Source organism: Corynebacterium sp. HMSC29G08 (genome assembly GCF_001806875.1).
GTDB lineage: Bacteria > Actinomycetota > Actinomycetes > Mycobacteriales > Mycobacteriaceae > Corynebacterium.
Window position 1 is genome coordinate 76867 of sequence record NZ_KV786211.1, and the last position, 16756, is coordinate 93622.

The following is a 16756-nucleotide window of genomic DNA, read 5'->3' on the forward strand; positions in this document are numbered from 1 at the left end:
ACATGCGCATTGGCATGGTGTGTCCCTACTCCTTTGATGAGCCTGGTGGCGTGCAGGCGCACGTGTTGGACCTGGCACATGCACTGCGTGTCCGTGGCCACGAGGTGCGCGTTCTCGGTCCTGCCTCTGCGGACACCGAGCTGCCCAGCTTTGTTACCCGCGGCGGTGCCGCTGTCGCCGTGCCCTATAACGGTTCTGTTGCCAGGCTTTCGCTTGGCCCACATATGCGACGGGTAACCCGACAATTCATTGAACAGGGTGAGTTCGATGTCCTGCACGTTCACGAGCCGAATGCTACGAGCTTTTCGCTGGCAGCGCTGCGTTACGCTGATGGCCCAATCGTGGCTACCTACCACGCGTCGGCGGTATCTTCGGTGGCGCTGAAAGCTGCGCTGCCAGTCCTTCGTGCCAACTTGGAGAAGATCAGCGGCGGTATTGCTGTTTCCGAGATGGCTCGGCGTTGGCAGGTGGAGCAGGTAGGCACAGACCCGGTTGTGATTCCCAACGGTGTAGATACCTCACGCTTCACGGAGCACTGCGGCGAGCCAAATTTGTCGCATGATGTTGAGATTGTCTTTCTTGGCAGGCTGGATGAGCCGAGGAAGGGGTTGGAGGTGTTGCTCGCGGGCGTCGATAAGCTACAAAGCTCTGAAGGCTCGGTACGTGTGACGGTGATGGGTGGCGGGGCCGAGCGCTCACACCCAGGGGTGGAGTTTTTGGGCCGCGTGAGTGAGGAAGAAAAGGCCCAAGTGTTGGGGCGAGCCGACATATACGTAGCACCGAACACGGGCGGGGAGTCCTTCGGCATTGTCCTAGTTGAGGCCATGGCGGCGGGCTGTGCGGTGGTAGCCAGTGACCTTGAGGCCTTCGCTGCAGTGGTTGATGCACAAAGCGACACGCCTGCTGGCCTGCTGTTTCCTGTCGGAGATGCCGACGGCTTGGCGAGGCAGGTCCAGCTACTTATTGGCAACCCACGCACCCGCAACACACTCATCAGCGCTGGCAAACGCCGTGCAGCGCTCTACGACTGGGAGCGAGTAGCCAGCCAAGTACTGACCGTGTACGAAACGGTTGCCACAGGACAGAAAGTGACGGTAGCCAAGTGAGCACCACCGTGATTTGGGTTGTCGTGGCGATTCTGCTCACGCTATTTGCTGCGTGGGCTTATTTCACCGCGCGCCGGTTGGACCGGCTGCACATTCGCTTGGACCGCTCACGTGCGGCACTGCAAGCAGCGCTGGATCGACGCTGCGCCGTGATTGCCGTGACGTGTCCAGAGTTAGCCGCCGATGCCCACGCTGTCGAAGAGATTCGGATGAGTGCGAAAGACCTTGCCAGCCGTCTGGATGCGGAAGTGGCGCTACGCCCGCGGCTTGTCGGATGCGAGGGCACGGAACTACAGGATGCAGATACCCGCGTCCTGCTTGCCCTGCGCTTTTACAACGATGCCGTAGCTGATGCCCGTGCTCTTCGCTTGCGTCCTGTGGTACGCACGATGCGTCTGGGCGGCACGGCTGCGCTTCCGGAATACGCTGCGCTGCCGCTGTAGGCTTGCCTGTCATGGAAAGCATCCGCGAGTTAGAGCGAGTCTTAACACTCAAGCAGCTTGGACCAACCACGTTTGAAGGCCCTGCGATGAATGCCTTGGTATTTGTTCGCATGTTTGGTGGACACCTCGCAGCCCAAGCGCTTGCAGCGGCAAGCGCAACTATTGGGGAAGACAAATACGTGCATTCGTTGCACAGTTACTTCCTGCGGCCTGCTGATGCTGACTTGCCCGTGCGCTACGAGGTACTCCCGCTTCGCGACGGCCGCAGCTACGCCCTACGCACCGTCCAGGCTTACCAAGGCGAGAAGCTGTGCTTTGTGTTGAGCGCAAGCTTCCACCACAGCTTGGACGAAGGTCCTGAGCACGCAGAGAAAATGCCGGATGTTCCATGTCCAGAAACGATCGCACCTGGCGGGAAGATCCCGAGCGGGGTGCCGGACGCGGAAAAAGAGTTCCACGAGTGGGACATCCGCGACGTCCCTCTCGAAGACAACGCGCAAGATGCGACCACGGTCAGCGGCCGGAGCCTGTGGTTTCGTTACCGTCACCCGCTGCCTGATACCGACGTTTTTCACGCCCAGGCACTGACGTATCTGACGGACATGACGCTGCTGTACACCTCCTTGCAGGCGCACCCGGAGGCGAAGGTGCAGTTGGCGTCATTGGACCACAACATGTGGTTCTTGCGCCCAGTTCGGGTTGATGATTGGTTGCTTTACCGGCAGTCATCACCATCGGCGGGCAGTGGAAGAGCGTTGACGCAGGGCAAGATTTTTGATTCTGCCGGCAACCTGGTCGCGCTGATTGTCCAAGAGGGCCTGGCACGCAATCTTCGAGACGGCGCAACCCAGGTCCCAATGCGCAGCAACTAATCGCTGCCAGTGATTAGTGCCGGTGTTTAGTGCCGGGTGATCCGTAGCTAGTCAGAATTGGCTGCAGCGTATACTGGCATGCCGAAAACAAAACTTCCGAGCGAAAAGGGGTGCGCGATGGCAGGCCATTCAAAGTGGGCTACTACCAAGCACAAGAAGGCAGCAAATGACGCGAAGCGTTCCAAGCTGTGGGCGAAGCTGATTAAAGACATTGAGGTAGCAGCCCGTACGGGCGGTGGCGACCCGGCTGCGAACCCGACGCTGGATGACATGATCCGCAAGGCCAAGAAGGCCTCCGTGCCCAACGACAACATCGAGCGCGCACGTAAGCGTGGTTCTGGCGAGATTGCTGGCGGCTCTAACTATGAGACTGTGATGTATGAGGGCTACGGCACCAACGGTGTTGCCGTGCTGATTGAGTGCTTGACGGACAACCGCAACCGTGCGGCAACCGAGGTGCGCACCGCCATGACCAAAAATGGCGGCAACCTGGGTGAGTCCGGTTCTGTTGGCTACATGTTTGAGCGCACCGGCATTGTCACCATCCAAAAGGGCGAGCTGACTGAAGACGATGTGCTGATGGCCGTCCTGGACGCTGGCGCTGAGGAAGTTAATGACTTGGGTGAGCTGTTTGAGATCACCTGCCAGCCGACCGACCTGCCGGCAGTGCGTGAGGCACTAGCTGCTGAGGGCATTGAGGTCGAGGATTCAGAGCAGGAGTTCCGCGCTGACGTTGAGGTTGACCTGGATCTTGAGGGCGCAAAGAAGATGATGAAGCTCATCGACGCGCTCGAAGAGTCTGATGATGTGCAAAACGTCTACACCAATATGAACATCTCGGACGAGGTAGCTGAGCAGCTGGAGGATTAGTCTGAACAAGCGGGGGACAGTCGTACTCTCGGCGTGCGTTTTGGCCGCAGGTGCGCTGCTGCCCGTAAAGCCCGGTTTTCACACGCATTGCGGAATCTGAGCCCGGCTCGGGCACTGATGGTGCCGATGATTCGGCCGATGCTGATGACGCAGAGCCGCGACAGGAAGCTGGTCCTGTTTCGCGCCGGTCGATGCAGGAGCTTTGGTTGGTAACCAGCAGCGCAGCTGGCCTGGTGGGGTAGATGATTCCGTACACGCGGAGCTAGGGACAGTGAATCCCGATGTCTTCTTGGGACGCCCTGCGCACACGCCGATACCTCGCGGCTATGAACACGGTAGCGTTCCACCCAAATAGTGGTGATGAGATAGCCGCAGAATCGTATGAGCAACTGGCCAAGTCTTCAGCGTTGGCGAAGCAGCTGCGTGAAGAGGGCGGGCATGAAAACCCCGAACATTACGCATCGCCACGTTTCCTCACAATGCCTGCGCCGGTGGCGTACAAAATCCTGCAGTGTGAAAAGGACTACGTTCACTTCCAGCACGACCGACACGATCTGGATGGCTTTACGTACATCGACTACGTCTAATCCACATGTGGTAGAACATACGTGTGGTGAATCTTGAAGGGCTTCGTGTGATGGGCATTGACCCCGGGCTGACCCGTTGTGGTCTGTCCGTGGTCCAAGCCGGACGCGGTCGGCAGATACTGCCAGTAGCGGTGGGGGTTGCACGCACACCTTCGGATGCGGATTTGGCGGAGCGTTTGCTTCGCTTGTCCCGAGCAGTGGGGGAATGGATGGATGATTACCGCCCAGATGTTGTTGCCATGGAACGGGTTTTTGAACGCGGCAATGTGTCTACCGTAATGCACACTGCTCACGCAGTGGGTGTGCTTGTGCTGGCCGCTGCAGAGCGGGGGATTCCAGTGCATCAGTACACGCCTTCAGAGGTAAAAAAGGCTGTTTCTGGCAATGGCCGTGCGGACAAGAAACAGATGACCAACATGATCACCCGTATCTTGGGATTGAGTGAGGCACCGAAGCCTGCGGATGCAGCGGATGCGCTTGCCATTGCCGTGTGCCACTGCTGGCGCGCGCCCCTAATTGAAAGGATGTCTACGGCATGATTGATTCCCTCAATGGTGAGGTTATTGCGATTGGGCTTGACCACGCGGTAATTGAATGCTCCGGGGTTGGCTACCGTTTCCTGGCTACGCCGCCAACGCTTGGGGGGCTCCAGTGCGGAGAGAATCGTCGTGTGCTGACTTCAATGGTTGTGAAAGATGATGGCGTGACGCTATACGGTTTTGCCGATGCCGATGCGCGCACGATTTTTCACAAGCTGCAGACAGTGACGGGACTGGGCCCGAAGCTGGCGCTTGCCGCGCTTGCTGTTTTTCAACCGCGTGAATTGGCCAGCCACATCGCGGCTGGTGATGCCAAGGCCCTGCAGACTATCCCCGGTGTGGGCAAAAAGATGGCTGATCGCATGGTTTTGGAACTCAAGGACAAGCTAGAAGGTTTTGCCGTCGCGCCGGCGCAGGATCAGGCACCTAGTGCTGTTGGTAGTGCGGTTGGCACGTCGTTTGCTTCCGAGCAGGTCGTTGAGGCGCTTGTTGGTTTGGGCTTTGCCGAGAGGTCCGCACGCCCAGTGGTCGAGGTGTTGCAGGCGGAGCAGCCTGAGATCGCTCAAAGTGCACTGCTTCGCGCGGCGTTGACGCAGCTTGGAAAGAAGTAGGGCTGTGTCGGACATCGAAAAGACTGAATTCCAACTGCCGGACAGCGTTGCACGCCGAGAAGGTACGGGTCGATCGCAGGATTCTCCAGTGGCATCGCAAGCGCAGCCGGAAGAGCATGACGTTGAAAAGACGCTGCGCCCAAAGTCGCTCGATGAATTCATTGGCCAGCCGAAGGTCCGCGAGCAGCTGAACCTTGTGCTCGCTGGTGCGAAGCGTCGTGGGGTGACACCTGACCATATTCTGTTGTCTGGTCCGCCGGGTCTGGGAAAGACGACGATGGCGATGATTATTGCCCAGGAGCTTGGAACCTCGCTTCGTATGACTTCTGGTCCGGCTCTTGAGCGTGCAGGAGATCTCGCAGCGATGCTGTCGAACCTCATGGAGGGCGACGTGTTGTTTATTGATGAGATCCACCGCATCGCCCGTCCCGCGGAAGAAATGCTCTACATGGCAATGGAGGATTTCCGTATTGATGTGATTGTGGGCAAGGGACCGGGAGCTACATCTATTCCGTTGGAAATTCCCCCGTTTACTTTGGTTGGTGCCACCACGCGTGCGGGCATGCTGACTGGGCCGTTGCGTGATCGCTTTGGGTTCACAGCGCAGATGGAGTTCTACGACGTTGAAGACTTGACCAGGGTGGTCAGGCGTGCGGCAACAATTTTGGGCGTAAGCATTGATAAGGACGCTGCGGTGGAGATTGCGTCGCGCTCCCGCGCCACACCACGTATTGCAAACCGCTTACTACGCCGCGTGCGTGACTGGGCGGATGTCAACGGCAACGGTCATGTGGACTTAGATGCTGCGTGCGCGGCGCTCAACGTGTTCGATGTTGATGAGCGCGGACTTGATCGCCTTGACCGGGCTGTGTTGGATTCTTTGATCCGGGGCCATGGCGGCGGGCCGGTTGGCGTGAACACGTTGGCGATTGCTGTGGGCGAAGAACCTGGCACCGTAGAGGAGGTCTGTGAGCCTTACCTTGTGCGCGCTGGCCTTATGGCACGAACTGGGCGCGGACGTGTGGCAACTGCAAGCGCGTGGCACCACCTTGGCATGACGCCGCCGCCGGAGGCGCCGGGACAGCTTGAGTTGTACTAGATTAATTTTGCCTTAGTTTGATTTGTACAAGGCTAAACAACGAAGATAGGCGGCATGGAACTATTGCCCCTTCTTCTTATCCTTGGCCTTTTCCTCTTGCCGTCGCTGCTCATGATGCGCTCGCAGCGCAGGAGGGCTCGTGAAGTAGAAGCGATGCGTGCTTCGCTAGTTCCGGGTGATCGCATTGTGAGCGTGGCAGGCGTACACGGCACCGTCGTGGCAGTAGGCGAGCAGAGCCAGGAGCAGGGCGCGATTGATGTGGAAATCGCACCGGGTGTTGTAGTGACCATGGAGCTGGCAGGAGTAATGAAGAAGGCTCCGGAGGTCATGCCGTAGCATGTTGCCGGTGTCTCGTTAGCGGTTAGCGAAACTTTGAGGATGTAAAAGAGGAGAATTCCACGTGTCAAACAGCGCTCGGCGATCTCACGACTCGACGCGGCGATGGCCAATGCGTGCCATTGCGCTGTTCGCGCTCGTAGTCATTGGCGTATACTCGCTGGTGTTTTTTACCGGTGATAGGTCCGCTTCGCCAAAATTGGGCATTGACCTACAGGGCGGCACCCGTGTCACCTTGGTCCCTCAGGGGGCCGAGCCGACGCGCGAGCAGCTTGAAGATGCCCGCAATATTCTTGAAAACCGCGTCAACGGTATGGGTGTCTCCGGCGCCAGCGTTGTCGTGGACGGCAACACGCTGGTGATTACTGCAGCCGGTGATGACACGTCGCAGGTGCGAAACATCGGCCAGACTTCTCAATTGCTGTTCCGACCTGTGTTGGAGAATCCAACCGCGGATCCGGCCAGTGTTGAACAAACGATGCTTGATACGGCCAAGACCTGGGTAGAGCTTGGCGTGATGCCTAAGGAGCAAGCTCAGCTGGCGATCAACCAGGTGTTTGCCCCACAGACAGAGGGGGAAGAGGAAGCTGCTGAAGCTCCACAGCTTGAGGCAACGCCGTTGCCGGAGCCGAACGGTCCGGTTGAGGCATCTCAGCGCAGGCAGGAAGTTGCTGAAGCGTTGCGTGCGACCCGCCAGTCCACTAATCCCACTCAGCAGTTTGCTGCGATGACGCTTTTGCAGGGCAGCTGCTTGCTGCAGACCGTTGACCCGTTGGCAGGCTCTGACGATGAGACCTTGCCGCTTGTTGCGTGTGACCCCTCGCGTGGGCAGGTTCTGCTTTTGGACGAGGTGCCGTTGCTCGCCGGCGTCACCGACCCTGCAGGACCGCGTCTGACTGGTGAGCAGATTGATACTGGTCGCCAGATCACGGGTGGTCCGAACATTCAGACCGGTCAGATGGAGATTAACTTTGCGTTTAGCCAGGAAGGCCAATTCAATGGCTCCCAGACCTGGGCACAGCTGACTAGTGCGATGATCGGTCAGCAGATCGCCATCACACTGGATTCCCAAATCATCTCCGCGCCTGTAATTCAGGGTTCCACCCCGGTGGGCTCGGCAACGTCCATTACCGGCCAGTTCACCCAGGAAGAGGCGGACAGTCTGGCAAACAATCTGCGCTACGGTGCGCTGCCGCTGTCGTTTGCGGGTGAGAACGGCGAGCCGGGTGGTACCGCCATGACGGTGCCGCCGTCACTTGGCCTGGCCTCCTTGCAGGCAGGTATCTACGCTGGCCTCGTTGGCATTTTGCTGGTCGCACTGTTTGTGTTCGCCTACTACCGCCTGTTTGGTCTGATCTCGCTGTTCACCCTTGCAGCAGCAGGTGTGCTGGTTTACGGCGCACTGGTGTTGCTTGGCCGATGGATCGGCTACTCCTTGGATCTGTCCGGTATTGCTGGCCTGGTCATTGGTATCGGTACCACCGCAGACTCCTTCGTAGTCATCTACGAGAGGATTAAGGACGAAGTGCGTAAGGGCAAGACTTTCCGTTCCGCAACCGCATCTGGTTGGGAGCGTGCGAAGGAAACCATCGTCACCGGCAACATGGTGACCTTGATCGGTGCGGTGATTATTTACATGCTGGCCGTCGGTGATGTGAAGGGCTTCGCCTTCACCATGGGTCTGACAACCGTGTTTGACCTGTTGGTCACTTTCCTGATTACTGCGCCGCTGTTGATTTTGGCGTCGCGAAACAGCTTCTGGTCCAAGCCCGCAGTCAATGGTATGAGTAAGGCATTTGCAGTGGGGCAGCACAACCGCGCAGTTTCCCAGGCGAGGGCCGACGCTGCGGCGCTTGAGGCTGCTGCGCAAGAATCCCGCCCTGTTGCCCACGTAGAAACCGAGGAGGCATAGAGATGTCCAATACCGCTCCCGTGGAAACAACGGAAAATGTCGGCGGGCGTTTTGAGCGCATTTACACCCGTGAGGGCGCGATTGACTTCGTAGGCCGTCGCAAGATTTGGTACGCGTTTACGCTTGCGTTCCTTGCAATCTCTGTTGTGGCGATGCTGGGCCGCGGCTTCAACCTAGGCATCGACTTTGAGGGTGGCACGAAGATGTCCATGCCTGCCGGTGACCTGGTTGCTGAGCAGGTGGAAGATACCTTCGTTGAGGCAACCGGTGTGACACCAGAGCTCACTCAGATCGTGGGTGCAGGTGATGCACGCACCCTGGAGATCAACTCTCAGCACTTGACACAGGACCAGATCGACGCTGCGCGTCAAGCGATCTACGAAGTACACCAGCCGAAGAACGCGGAGGGCGAAGCCACCGCAGACGCTATCGGTGATTCAACGGTGTCTGAGTCTTGGGGTGACACGATTACCAAGCGCATGCTGCTGGCAATGGGCGTGTTCCTCGTTGCCGCAGCAGCCTACGTTGCCCTTCGCCTGCAGCGTGAAATGGCGTTAGCAGCGATGCTTGCGCTGATTGTGGACGGCATTGTGATCATGGGCATCTACGCTTTGTTCGGCCTAGAGGTCACGCCAGCGATGATCATCGGTCTTCTGACTGTGCTGACCTTCTCCATCTATGACACGGTTATCGTGTTTGACAAGGTGAAGGAAAATACCGCTGGTGTGCTTGGCTCGCGTCGTTCCACGTACGCGGAGGAAGCAAACCTGGCGCTGAACCAGACGGTGATGCGTTCTATCTCCACCTCGGTGATTTCAGCCCTGCCGATTGTGGCCTTGATGGTGGTTGCCGTGTGGATGCTCGGTGTGGGAACGCTTAAAGACCTCGCATTGATCCAGCTTATTGGCGTGATTGAGGGTATTTTCTCCTCGCTGTTCTTGGCAACGCCGCTTCTGGTTTCGCTTGTAGAGCGCCAGAAGCGCTACCGCGACCACAATGAAGAGGTTGCCCGCTATCGCAGTGGTGAGATCGACGAAGCAGATGAGGGTGTCGCGGCGCCGAAGCGCACGGTCACCGCACCAGTGGCGCACCAGGAAGCAACTGACGCTGTTTACCCAGGTGAAACCGGCAGCGGTTCCACCACGTGGAGGCCTAATGTGCGTTAGCCGCGCAATTGGTTTCGCGTAGTTGCTTGAAGGAGGCTTTACGCATGCGGCGTATTAAGCGCATGGTGGGGGTGTTGGCAGCGTGCGTCAGCGTACTTGGCGCAGTTGCCTGCTCTGCTGGCGAAAACGGTGCTGTAGGCGAACGTTTTGGTTACCAGGTTGCTTCTGACCTTCGCACCACCAACGCTGGTTCGTTGGAAGGCCGTTCGCTGCAGGCCCATGTGCTCTCCGGCAGTCTGTATCCGGGGGTGTATGTCCCAGGCCCTAACGGCCAGATGATTCCGAATACGGATCTGGTGAAAACTCAGGAGATTCCGGGACCTGAGCGTCGTGTGAAGTACACGTTGTCCCAGAGAGCAGTGTTTTCCGACGGTACCCCGGTGACGTGCTCCGATTACTTGCTGGCGTTTACGGCTGGTATTAACCCGAAGGTGTTCGGCTCGAGCATGCCGCTTTTCGACGACGCCGCGGACCTTCAGTGCACCCCGGACTCCAAAGAATTCACGGTGGTGTTCAAAGAGGGCAGGGGTGCGCGCTGGCGCGGGCTCTTCGAAGCCGGCACTGTGTTGCCTGCGCACGCGGTTGCCGCCAAGCTGGGGATGAGCCTAGAGCAGTTGAACCAGAATTTGCGTGCCGAAGACCCTGCAGTGCTTCGTCCGATAGCAGACGTGTGGCACCGCGGCTTCGATCTCGATGTGTTTGATCCGCAGCTGCAGGTCTCCTTCGGGCCTTACAAGATCGGTGGTGTAGGTGAGCACGGCGAAGTGGACTTGGTTGCTAATGAGTTTTTCTACGGCGATGCGCCAGTAGAACCGGAGCTGACGGTTTACCCGGGCTCCTATGACTCAGAGGAGTTGGCGCTTGACGGCACCCTGCTGGTCGGCGAGCTCAGGGATGCCACACCAACCTGGTACGACCCGAACGCCGAAGGCAACCGACTGGTTGTGTCCACGCGTTCCGGTGAGCTGACGGACATGCTGGCGTTTCCTGAGATTGGTCCGTGGAGTGATGAGGCGAAGCGCCAGGCTGTCTCGCGTTGTATCGACCCGCGCTCAGTGGCCAAGGCAGCATCTGACGCTGTAGGCAGCCAGGTGTCGCTCGCGCCGCTGCACGTGCTGAAAAATGACGACCCGTTGGCCTCCCGGGTCGATGACGTTGCCCAACCCAACCTGGACGTGGACATTGATGCTACGCGGGAGGCTTCCGGAATGGAGTTGCGTGTGGCTGCGCCGTATCCCAGTGAACGCTACGCGGCAATGATTGCCTCAATGGCCAAAACTTGTGAGCCGGCTGGAGTACGAATTGTTGATGTGACTGGGGAAGGCAAGACCCTTGCAGATCTTCCACGCATTTACATCAACGAGGCGGCAGAGTCGGTAGAACTTGAAGGCCAAACCGATGCTTTGCTGTTTGCCGTAGACCCCATGTCGGCGTACCCGGCAGCGCTGAACAGGCCTGAGAACTTGAGTGTGCTTCGTGCGCAGGAAGGGTTCTTGTGGAACGATTTGCCCGCTTTACCTCTCACTGCACAACCCGTGACGTTCGCCATTGACCGCAACGTGGGTAACGTAGTGCCGTACACGGGACTGTCTGGCATTGGTTGGAACATGAACCGATGGCAGCATGGCCCCTCTCATTCTTAAAAGGACACGAATACTGAGATGTCTACTGTGAAGTCTTCTGACACTTGCTACCAGTCAGCTAAAGAGGCGTTGGCGGACAAGATCCGTCGTGTGCCTGATTTTCCCGAAGAAGGGGTCTTGTTTGAAGATCTCACACCGGTGCTGGCTGACGCCGAAGCGCTGCGCGCTGTAGTCAACGACCTAGTTCAAGCAAGCAAGGATCTTGGCGCAGATCTGATTGGCGGTCTTGATGCCCGCGGCTTCCTGCTCGGCTCTGCCGTTGCCTATGAGATGGGCCTGGGAATATTGGCTATCCGCAAGAGGGGCAAGCTGCCGCCTCCGGTGGTGACGCAGGAATACACCACGGAATACTCCACTGCTGCACTGGAAATTCCGGCCGATGGTGTTGATCTTGCAGGCAAGAAAGTTGTGCTTGTAGATGATGTGCTTGCTACCGGCGGAACGCTTGTCGCTGCACGCGATCTGCTTGAACAAGTCGGGGCCGAGGTCGTCGGCTACGTGGTATTGCTTGAGGTTCAAGGACTTGGCGGACGTGAAAAACTCGGTGACGCCGAGTTAGTTGTCCTAGGTTAGTGGTCTTAGGCTAGTGGTTTCGGTAGAGATCCTGATCGGAGGTTGAGCCGGTGACGCATGAGAAACCAGTGAAGCGGCAGACGCCGAGTGTGCGTAGCGTTTCAGCTCGCCTTGCTCGCTCGCTGACCGGTGGCGGTAAGCCGAAGGTCAACCCGGTGTTGGATCCGCTTTTATCTATTCATCGCCGTTACCACCCGAAGGCAGACATCGAGCTGCTTAGCCGTGCGTATGAGACAGCGGAGCGTCTCCACGAAGGTGTGTACCGGAAATCAGGAGACCCGTACATTACCCACCCACTGGCAGTTGCCACGATCTGCGGTGAGTTGGGGATGGACACCACAACCATCGTTGCCGCACTGTTGCACGACACGGTGGAGGACACCGACTACAGCCTGGAAGAGCTGTCCAATGATTTCGGTCCAGAGGTAGCCCGCCTAGTCAACGGTGTAACCAAACTGGATAAGGTGGCTTTAGGCGCCGCCGCCGAGGCGGAGACAATCCGCAAGATGATCGTGGCCATGGCGGAAGACCCCCGTGTCCTTGTGATCAAGGTTGGCGACCGCCTACACAACATGCGAACCATGCGTTTTTTGCCTCCGGAGAAGCAGGCGAAGAAAGCCCGCGAAACGCTGGATGTCATCGCACCGTTGGCGCATCGTCTGGGCATGGCCAGCGTGAAGTGGGAGCTGGAAGATCTAGCGTTTGCCATCTTGTACCCGAAAAAATACGAGGAGATTGTCCGCCTTGTGGCGGACCGCGCACCATCGCGAGACAGGGCACTGGGGGAGATCACACGGGCGCTGCAGGCTGAGCTGCGTGAAAACGGCATTGAAGCTGAGGTGATGGGCCGGCCGAAACACTACTGGTCCATCTACCAGAAGATGGTGGTGCGCGGCCATGAGTTCAACGAAATTTTTGATCTGTTGGGCATCCGGGTCCTCGTGGATTCCGTCCATGACTGCTACGCCGCGGTCGGTGTTGTCCATGCGCTGTACTCGGCGATGCCGGGGCGTTTTAAGGACTACATTTCAAACCCGCGCTTCGGCGTGTACCAATCGCTGCATACCACGGTGATGACGGATACGGGCCGCCCCCTTGAGGTGCAGGTTCGTACGCATGAGATGCACTATAACGCCGAATTCGGTGTGGCGGCACACTGGCGCTACAAGGAGACGAAGGGTTCCCATAAGGGCAACCAAGAAGAAGTTGACCAGATGGCCTGGATGCGCCAGCTTCTGGATTGGCAGAAAGAAGCCGCCGATCCAAACGAGTTCTTGGACTCCCTGCGCTATGACCTGACCAGCCAGCAGATTTTCGCCTTCACGCCGAAGGGCGATGTGGTGAACCTGCCTGCGGGCTCCACACCTGTGGATTTCGCCTATACCGTGCACACAGAAGTTGGCCACCGCTGTATCGGCGCCAAGGTCAACGGCAAGCTGGTGGCGCTGGAAAGTGAGCTCAAATCTGGCGACAGGGTTGAGATTTTCACCTCGAAGGACCAAAACGCGGGCCCTTCGCGCGATTGGCAGAACTTTGTGGTCTCGCCTCGTGCGAAGGCGAAGATCCGCCAGTGGTTTGCCAAGGAGCGTCGCGAAGAACACCTTGAGGCTGGCCGTGATGCGTTGGCTGCTGAGGTGCAGCGTGGTGGCCTGCCGATGCATAAGTTGTTTACGGCAGAGGGGATGCGTCGTGTAGCAACACAGCTCCACTACGCGGATGTGGACGCGTTGTATACCGCTATTGGTGCGGGCAATGTTTCGGCGCAGCATGTGTCGAAGGCACTTGTTGCCATGTATGGCAGCGAGGACGACGCGGTGGACGCGTTGGCGTCGCGCGCGCCAATCGCTGAGATTATCTCGCGTGCGTCGCGTGCTGACGGCCCCGGCATTCTGGTCCAGGGCCAGCCGGATGTGATGGCCAAGTTGGCGAAGTGCTGCCAGCCGGTACCGGGTGATGAGATCTTCGGCTTTGTCACCCGTGGCGGGGGAGTCTCGGTCCACCGTGCTGATTGCACCAATGCCACCAAGTTGAAGGATGAGCCTGAGAGGCTTATTGACGTAGCGTGGTCCAACACCACCGGCAGCGGAAGTGCATCCATTGCCACGTTCCAGGTGGAAGCCTTGGACCGCAACGGCCTACTCACTGAGCTCACCGGTGTATTGGCGGAGCAGAAGCTGCCCATTAGCGCGTTGTCCTCGCATGTCAGCGACGACCGGATTGCTAACGTCAGGCTCACCGTTGAGGTTTCGGACACGAAGCAGCTCGGCGCGATCATGAACCAGATCCGCAACGTTGAGGGTGTTTTCGACATCTACCGTGTCACCGCGTAGCACCCTTTTTGGGGTGCTACGTTGGGGGACTATTTCGGTTGCGTGTAGGCAGCACGCGGGTTACCACGACATGAACTTTTAGCGAAGCTCGGGTTTAAAGCCCAGCTCGCACACATGTGAGCTCTCTGCCAATCCTGCGTAAACCATGGCAACGGGCTACAAACATGACTGAACTTTCCTCATGTTTTCTCAAGGAGCTCATGCATGTTTTCCCTTCGTCGTGCTGGCCAGCTGGTCGCTGCCACCACAACCACCGCCCTTGTCATCACCGTCGCACCGTTCGCAGGCGCCGCTGAGACCGATCAGGTCAAGATCCGCGTTGCCAACATCACCGACTTCCACGGCCGCTTGGAAGCGAATGCTCGCAACGGGGAGATGGGTGCCGCCAACATTGCGGGCATCATCAACTACATCCGCTCCCAGAACCCGAACGCGATCGTGACCAATTCTGGCGACAACCAGGGCGGTTCCGCGTTCATCTCTGCGATTTCGGATGACGAGTACACGATGGAGTTTGTCAACGCGCTTGGCACCGACGGCATTGCAGTTGGCAACCATGAGTTTGATAAGGGCTACAAGGACCTCATCGAGCGCATCATCCCGGGTACCAACAACAAGCAGCTGGGCGCCAACATTTTCAAGGAGGACGGCACCCGTGAGGTGAAGCCGTACACCATCGTGGAGCGCGACGGTGTGAAGGTGGCGCTGGTGGGTACTACATCGAACCTGACTGTTGCTAAGTCGAACCCGGCAAATGTCAAGGGCCTTGAGATCAAGGACTCGGCGCTGCAGGTCAATGAGGAAGCAAAGAAGATCAAAGATGCCGGCGAGGCAGATGTTGTCATCGCCCTGATCCACGACCCAGCTAAGGAAGCATCCGAGAAGCTGGATAAGAACTACGTGGACTTCGTCTTTGGTGGTGACTCCCACATCAAGGACCTGAACCTTGACGCTGACGTCCCGTATGCGCAGTCCCACGAGTACGGCAAGATGGTGACCGATCTTGACTTCACCTATGACAAGGCCACCGGCAAGATTGTGGAGCTGGACGCAAAGCAGTACAAGTTTGAGGACCTGGAAACCCTGAACGTCACCCCGGATGAGTCCGTTGCCGTGATTGTTGCTCAGGCGAAGGAGAAGTCCGAGGAGCTTGGCAAGGAGGTTGTGGCTACGGTCGACGGCGACTTTAAGCGCGGTTCCAACCCTGGCGCCGAACCGGGCTCCAACCGTGGCACTGAGTCCACCGCGAACAACATGCTTGCCCAGTCCGCTCTTGTAGCGCTGGAGAAGTTCCTGGGCGAAGACCTTGACCTTGGCGTTATGAACGCCGGTGGTGTGCGCGGAGACTTGCTCAAAGGCGATGTCACCTACCAGACTGCATTCGGCATCCAGCCGTTTGGCAACAGCATCGACGTAGCTACCATGACTGGCGCTGCTATCAAGGAAGCCCTGGAGAACCAGTGGCAGACTGCAGAAGATGCGACGAAGTCTGGTCGTCCGCGGCTGGACATGGGCCTGTCCGACAACGTGTCCTACACCTACAACCCGGACGCCCAGCGCGGTGAGAAGATCACCAACATCACCATTGACGGCAAGGCGATGGAGATGGACAAGGAGTACCGCATAGCAGCGTCCTCCTTCCTGTTTGATGGCGGCGACTCCTTCATTGATCCCAAGAAGGTGACCAACCGAAACACGGTTGGCTACAACGACCTTGAGGCGTTTGTGGACTACCTGAAGACCGGCGAGGCAAAGGTTCGTGCCGGCCAGAAGGACGTTGGCGTTGTGCTGCCGGAGGGTGGCCTGAAGGCCGGTCAGGCAAACACCATTACGCTGAGCTCCCTGAGCTACTCCTCTGAAGGCGAGCCGCAGGCGAAGACCGTGACCGTGAAGGTTGGCAAGACCGAAGTGACCGCAGAGGTGGACAACTCGGTTACTGAGGCAGACAAGGGCCTGGGTGAGCAGGGCCGCGCAACCGTGACCATTGACCTGCCAGCAGAGACCTACAAGGACGAGCCACTGGTGATTACCACCGACGCAGGTACCGAAATCACTGTCCCGCAGAACATTGTTGATGGTGTGGAGCGTCCGGCTGCACCTGAGCAGCCTGAAGGCTCCAGCCTGGGCGCTGGCCCGATCGTGGGCATCCTGGTAGGTGTCCTTAGCCTGCTGGCGTTGGCGTTCGCATTCCCGATCCACCAGATCCTCGGCCCACTGGCTTACTTGGGCTAATCCTGGGCTAATCCTGGGCTAGTCCCCTGGGAACCCCACCGCCGCCTCGTAATGAGGTGGCGGTTTCGCATTGTGCCGTGCCTGCAAAGCGGGTTACGGGAGAAAAAGCGTCTCCGCTCGAACCCCGCAACTAGGACCGCAAGAACCATCACCCTAGGCGAGCGATGCGCTTCGGCGGCAACGTTGCCACAATCGCGCAGGCAGGTCAAGTGGGGCGACCGGAAGGACTTAGTCGATGGGATAGCCGGTGACTGGGCCTTCGCTATTCGGCTGCCAGCCCAGCGCGGGAGCGACGTGGATGGCGAAGTTTTCCAAGATCTTCACGTTGACGTCCACACCCATCCCGGTGGGGATGGTAATGAGCAGCGTGTCGGCGGCCATGACCGCAGGGTCGGCCTTGAGCTGCTCAATGAGCTTGTCCGGCTCGGCGGCGTAGG

General features: G+C 58.4%; 15 protein-coding genes and 1 pseudogene. 15 read left to right on the top strand and 1 reads right to left on the bottom strand.

From position 1 onward, the window contains the following. The first annotated feature begins 2 nt into the window (after window positions 1-2). The 15 genes from HMPREF3101_RS01495 (at window position 3) to HMPREF3101_RS01565 (ending at window position 16319) form a co-directional block, all read left to right on the top strand. On the top strand, window positions 3-1106 hold the full coding sequence (locus HMPREF3101_RS01495; protein ID WP_070462155.1) for a glycosyltransferase family 4 protein: 1104 nt from the start codon (window positions 3-5) through the stop codon (window positions 1104-1106). Beyond that, entirely contained in the window at window positions 1103-1549 is a 447-nt protein-coding gene (locus HMPREF3101_RS01500; RefSeq protein WP_070462156.1) for a hypothetical protein, read from the top strand. The genes HMPREF3101_RS01495 and HMPREF3101_RS01500 overlap by 4 nt, the downstream gene beginning before the upstream one ends. Before the next feature lie 11 nt (window positions 1550-1560). Next, window positions 1561-2421, top strand: a complete 861-nt coding sequence (locus HMPREF3101_RS01505; RefSeq protein WP_070462157.1) for an acyl-CoA thioesterase — start codon at window positions 1561-1563, stop codon at window positions 2419-2421. Window positions 2422-2538: 117 nt separating this feature from the next. Further along, on the top strand, window positions 2539-3291 hold the full coding sequence (locus tag HMPREF3101_RS01510; RefSeq protein ID WP_070462158.1) for a YebC/PmpR family DNA-binding transcriptional regulator: 753 nt from the start codon (window positions 2539-2541) through the stop codon (window positions 3289-3291). Between the two features lie 281 nt (window positions 3292-3572). Continuing rightward, entirely contained in the window at window positions 3573-3878 is a 306-nt protein-coding gene (locus HMPREF3101_RS01515) for a hypothetical protein (protein WP_070462159.1), read from the top strand. 26 nt (window positions 3879-3904) lie between these two features. After that, complete coding sequence (ruvC, locus tag HMPREF3101_RS01520) at window positions 3905-4417, top strand: crossover junction endodeoxyribonuclease RuvC (RefSeq protein ID WP_083280039.1); 513 nt, start codon at window positions 3905-3907, stop codon at window positions 4415-4417. Beyond that, window positions 4414-5028 carry a Holliday junction branch migration protein RuvA gene (gene ruvA / locus HMPREF3101_RS01525; protein WP_070462161.1) on the top strand — a complete coding sequence of 205 codons (615 nt, stop codon included), beginning with the start codon at window positions 4414-4416 and terminating at the stop codon, window positions 5026-5028. The genes ruvC and ruvA overlap by 4 nt, the downstream gene beginning before the upstream one ends. 88 nt (window positions 5029-5116) lie before the next feature. After that, window positions 5117-6127, top strand: coding sequence for a Holliday junction branch migration DNA helicase RuvB (gene ruvB / locus HMPREF3101_RS01530; protein ID WP_371327061.1), 1011 nt, complete (start codon window positions 5117-5119; stop codon window positions 6125-6127). Window positions 6128-6181: 54 nt separating this feature from the next. Next, window positions 6182-6463, top strand: coding sequence for a preprotein translocase subunit YajC (yajC, locus tag HMPREF3101_RS01535; RefSeq protein ID WP_246816600.1), 282 nt, complete (start codon window positions 6182-6184; stop codon window positions 6461-6463). Window positions 6464-6575: 112 nt separating this feature from the next. Beyond that, on the top strand, window positions 6576-8375 hold the full coding sequence (gene secD, locus HMPREF3101_RS01540; protein ID WP_083280020.1) for a protein translocase subunit SecD: 1800 nt from the start codon (window positions 6576-6578) through the stop codon (window positions 8373-8375). Between the two features lie 2 nt (window positions 8376-8377). Continuing rightward, window positions 8378-9541: a protein translocase subunit SecF gene (gene secF / locus HMPREF3101_RS01545; RefSeq protein WP_070462165.1), complete on the top strand. Its 1164-nt coding sequence runs from the start codon at window positions 8378-8380 to the stop codon at window positions 9539-9541. 44 nt (window positions 9542-9585) lie between these two features. Next, entirely contained in the window at window positions 9586-11184 is a 1599-nt protein-coding gene (locus HMPREF3101_RS01550) for an ABC transporter substrate-binding protein (RefSeq protein WP_070462166.1), read from the top strand. 18 nt (window positions 11185-11202) lie between these two features. Next, complete coding sequence (locus tag HMPREF3101_RS01555) at window positions 11203-11757, top strand: adenine phosphoribosyltransferase (protein WP_070462167.1); 555 nt, start codon at window positions 11203-11205, stop codon at window positions 11755-11757. A gap of 50 nt (window positions 11758-11807) precedes the next feature. After that, entirely contained in the window at window positions 11808-14087 is a 2280-nt protein-coding gene (locus HMPREF3101_RS01560; RefSeq protein WP_070462168.1) for a RelA/SpoT family protein, read from the top strand. 204 nt (window positions 14088-14291) lie between these two features. Continuing rightward, a complete protein-coding gene (locus HMPREF3101_RS01565) occupies window positions 14292-16319 on the top strand; it encodes a bifunctional metallophosphatase/5'-nucleotidase (RefSeq protein ID WP_070462169.1) in 2028 nt (675 codons plus the stop codon). A 228-nt stretch (window positions 16320-16547) separates the two neighbouring features. Here the strand turns inward: HMPREF3101_RS01565 and HMPREF3101_RS12350 are convergent. Next, a pseudogene (locus HMPREF3101_RS12350) lies at window positions 16548-16756 on the bottom strand (alkane 1-monooxygenase); the annotation flags it as partial.

Excerpts from the sequence above, each read along its gene's own strand:
- HMPREF3101_RS01495 (WP_070462155.1), top strand. The coding sequence starts at position 3 with ATGCGCATTGGCATGGTGTGTCCCTACTCCTTTGATGAGCCTGGTGGC.
- HMPREF3101_RS01505 (WP_070462157.1), top strand. The coding sequence starts at position 1,561 with ATGGAAAGCATCCGCGAGTTAGAGCGAGTCTTAACACTCAAGCAGCTT.
- HMPREF3101_RS01510 (WP_070462158.1), top strand. The coding sequence starts at position 2,539 with ATGGCAGGCCATTCAAAGTGGGCTACTACCAAGCACAAGAAGGCAGCA.
- HMPREF3101_RS01515 (WP_070462159.1), top strand. The coding sequence starts at position 3,573 with ATGTCTTCTTGGGACGCCCTGCGCACACGCCGATACCTCGCGGCTATG.
- ruvA (WP_070462161.1), top strand. The coding sequence starts at position 4,414 with ATGATTGATTCCCTCAATGGTGAGGTTATTGCGATTGGGCTTGACCAC.
- yajC (WP_246816600.1), top strand. The coding sequence starts at position 6,182 with ATGGAACTATTGCCCCTTCTTCTTATCCTTGGCCTTTTCCTCTTGCCG.
- secD (WP_083280020.1), top strand. The coding sequence starts at position 6,576 with ATGCGTGCCATTGCGCTGTTCGCGCTCGTAGTCATTGGCGTATACTCG.
- secF (WP_070462165.1), top strand. The coding sequence starts at position 8,378 with ATGTCCAATACCGCTCCCGTGGAAACAACGGAAAATGTCGGCGGGCGT.
- HMPREF3101_RS01550 (WP_070462166.1), top strand. The coding sequence starts at position 9,586 with ATGCGGCGTATTAAGCGCATGGTGGGGGTGTTGGCAGCGTGCGTCAGC.
- HMPREF3101_RS01555 (WP_070462167.1), top strand. The coding sequence starts at position 11,203 with ATGTCTACTGTGAAGTCTTCTGACACTTGCTACCAGTCAGCTAAAGAG.
- HMPREF3101_RS01565 (WP_070462169.1), top strand. The coding sequence starts at position 14,292 with ATGTTTTCCCTTCGTCGTGCTGGCCAGCTGGTCGCTGCCACCACAACC.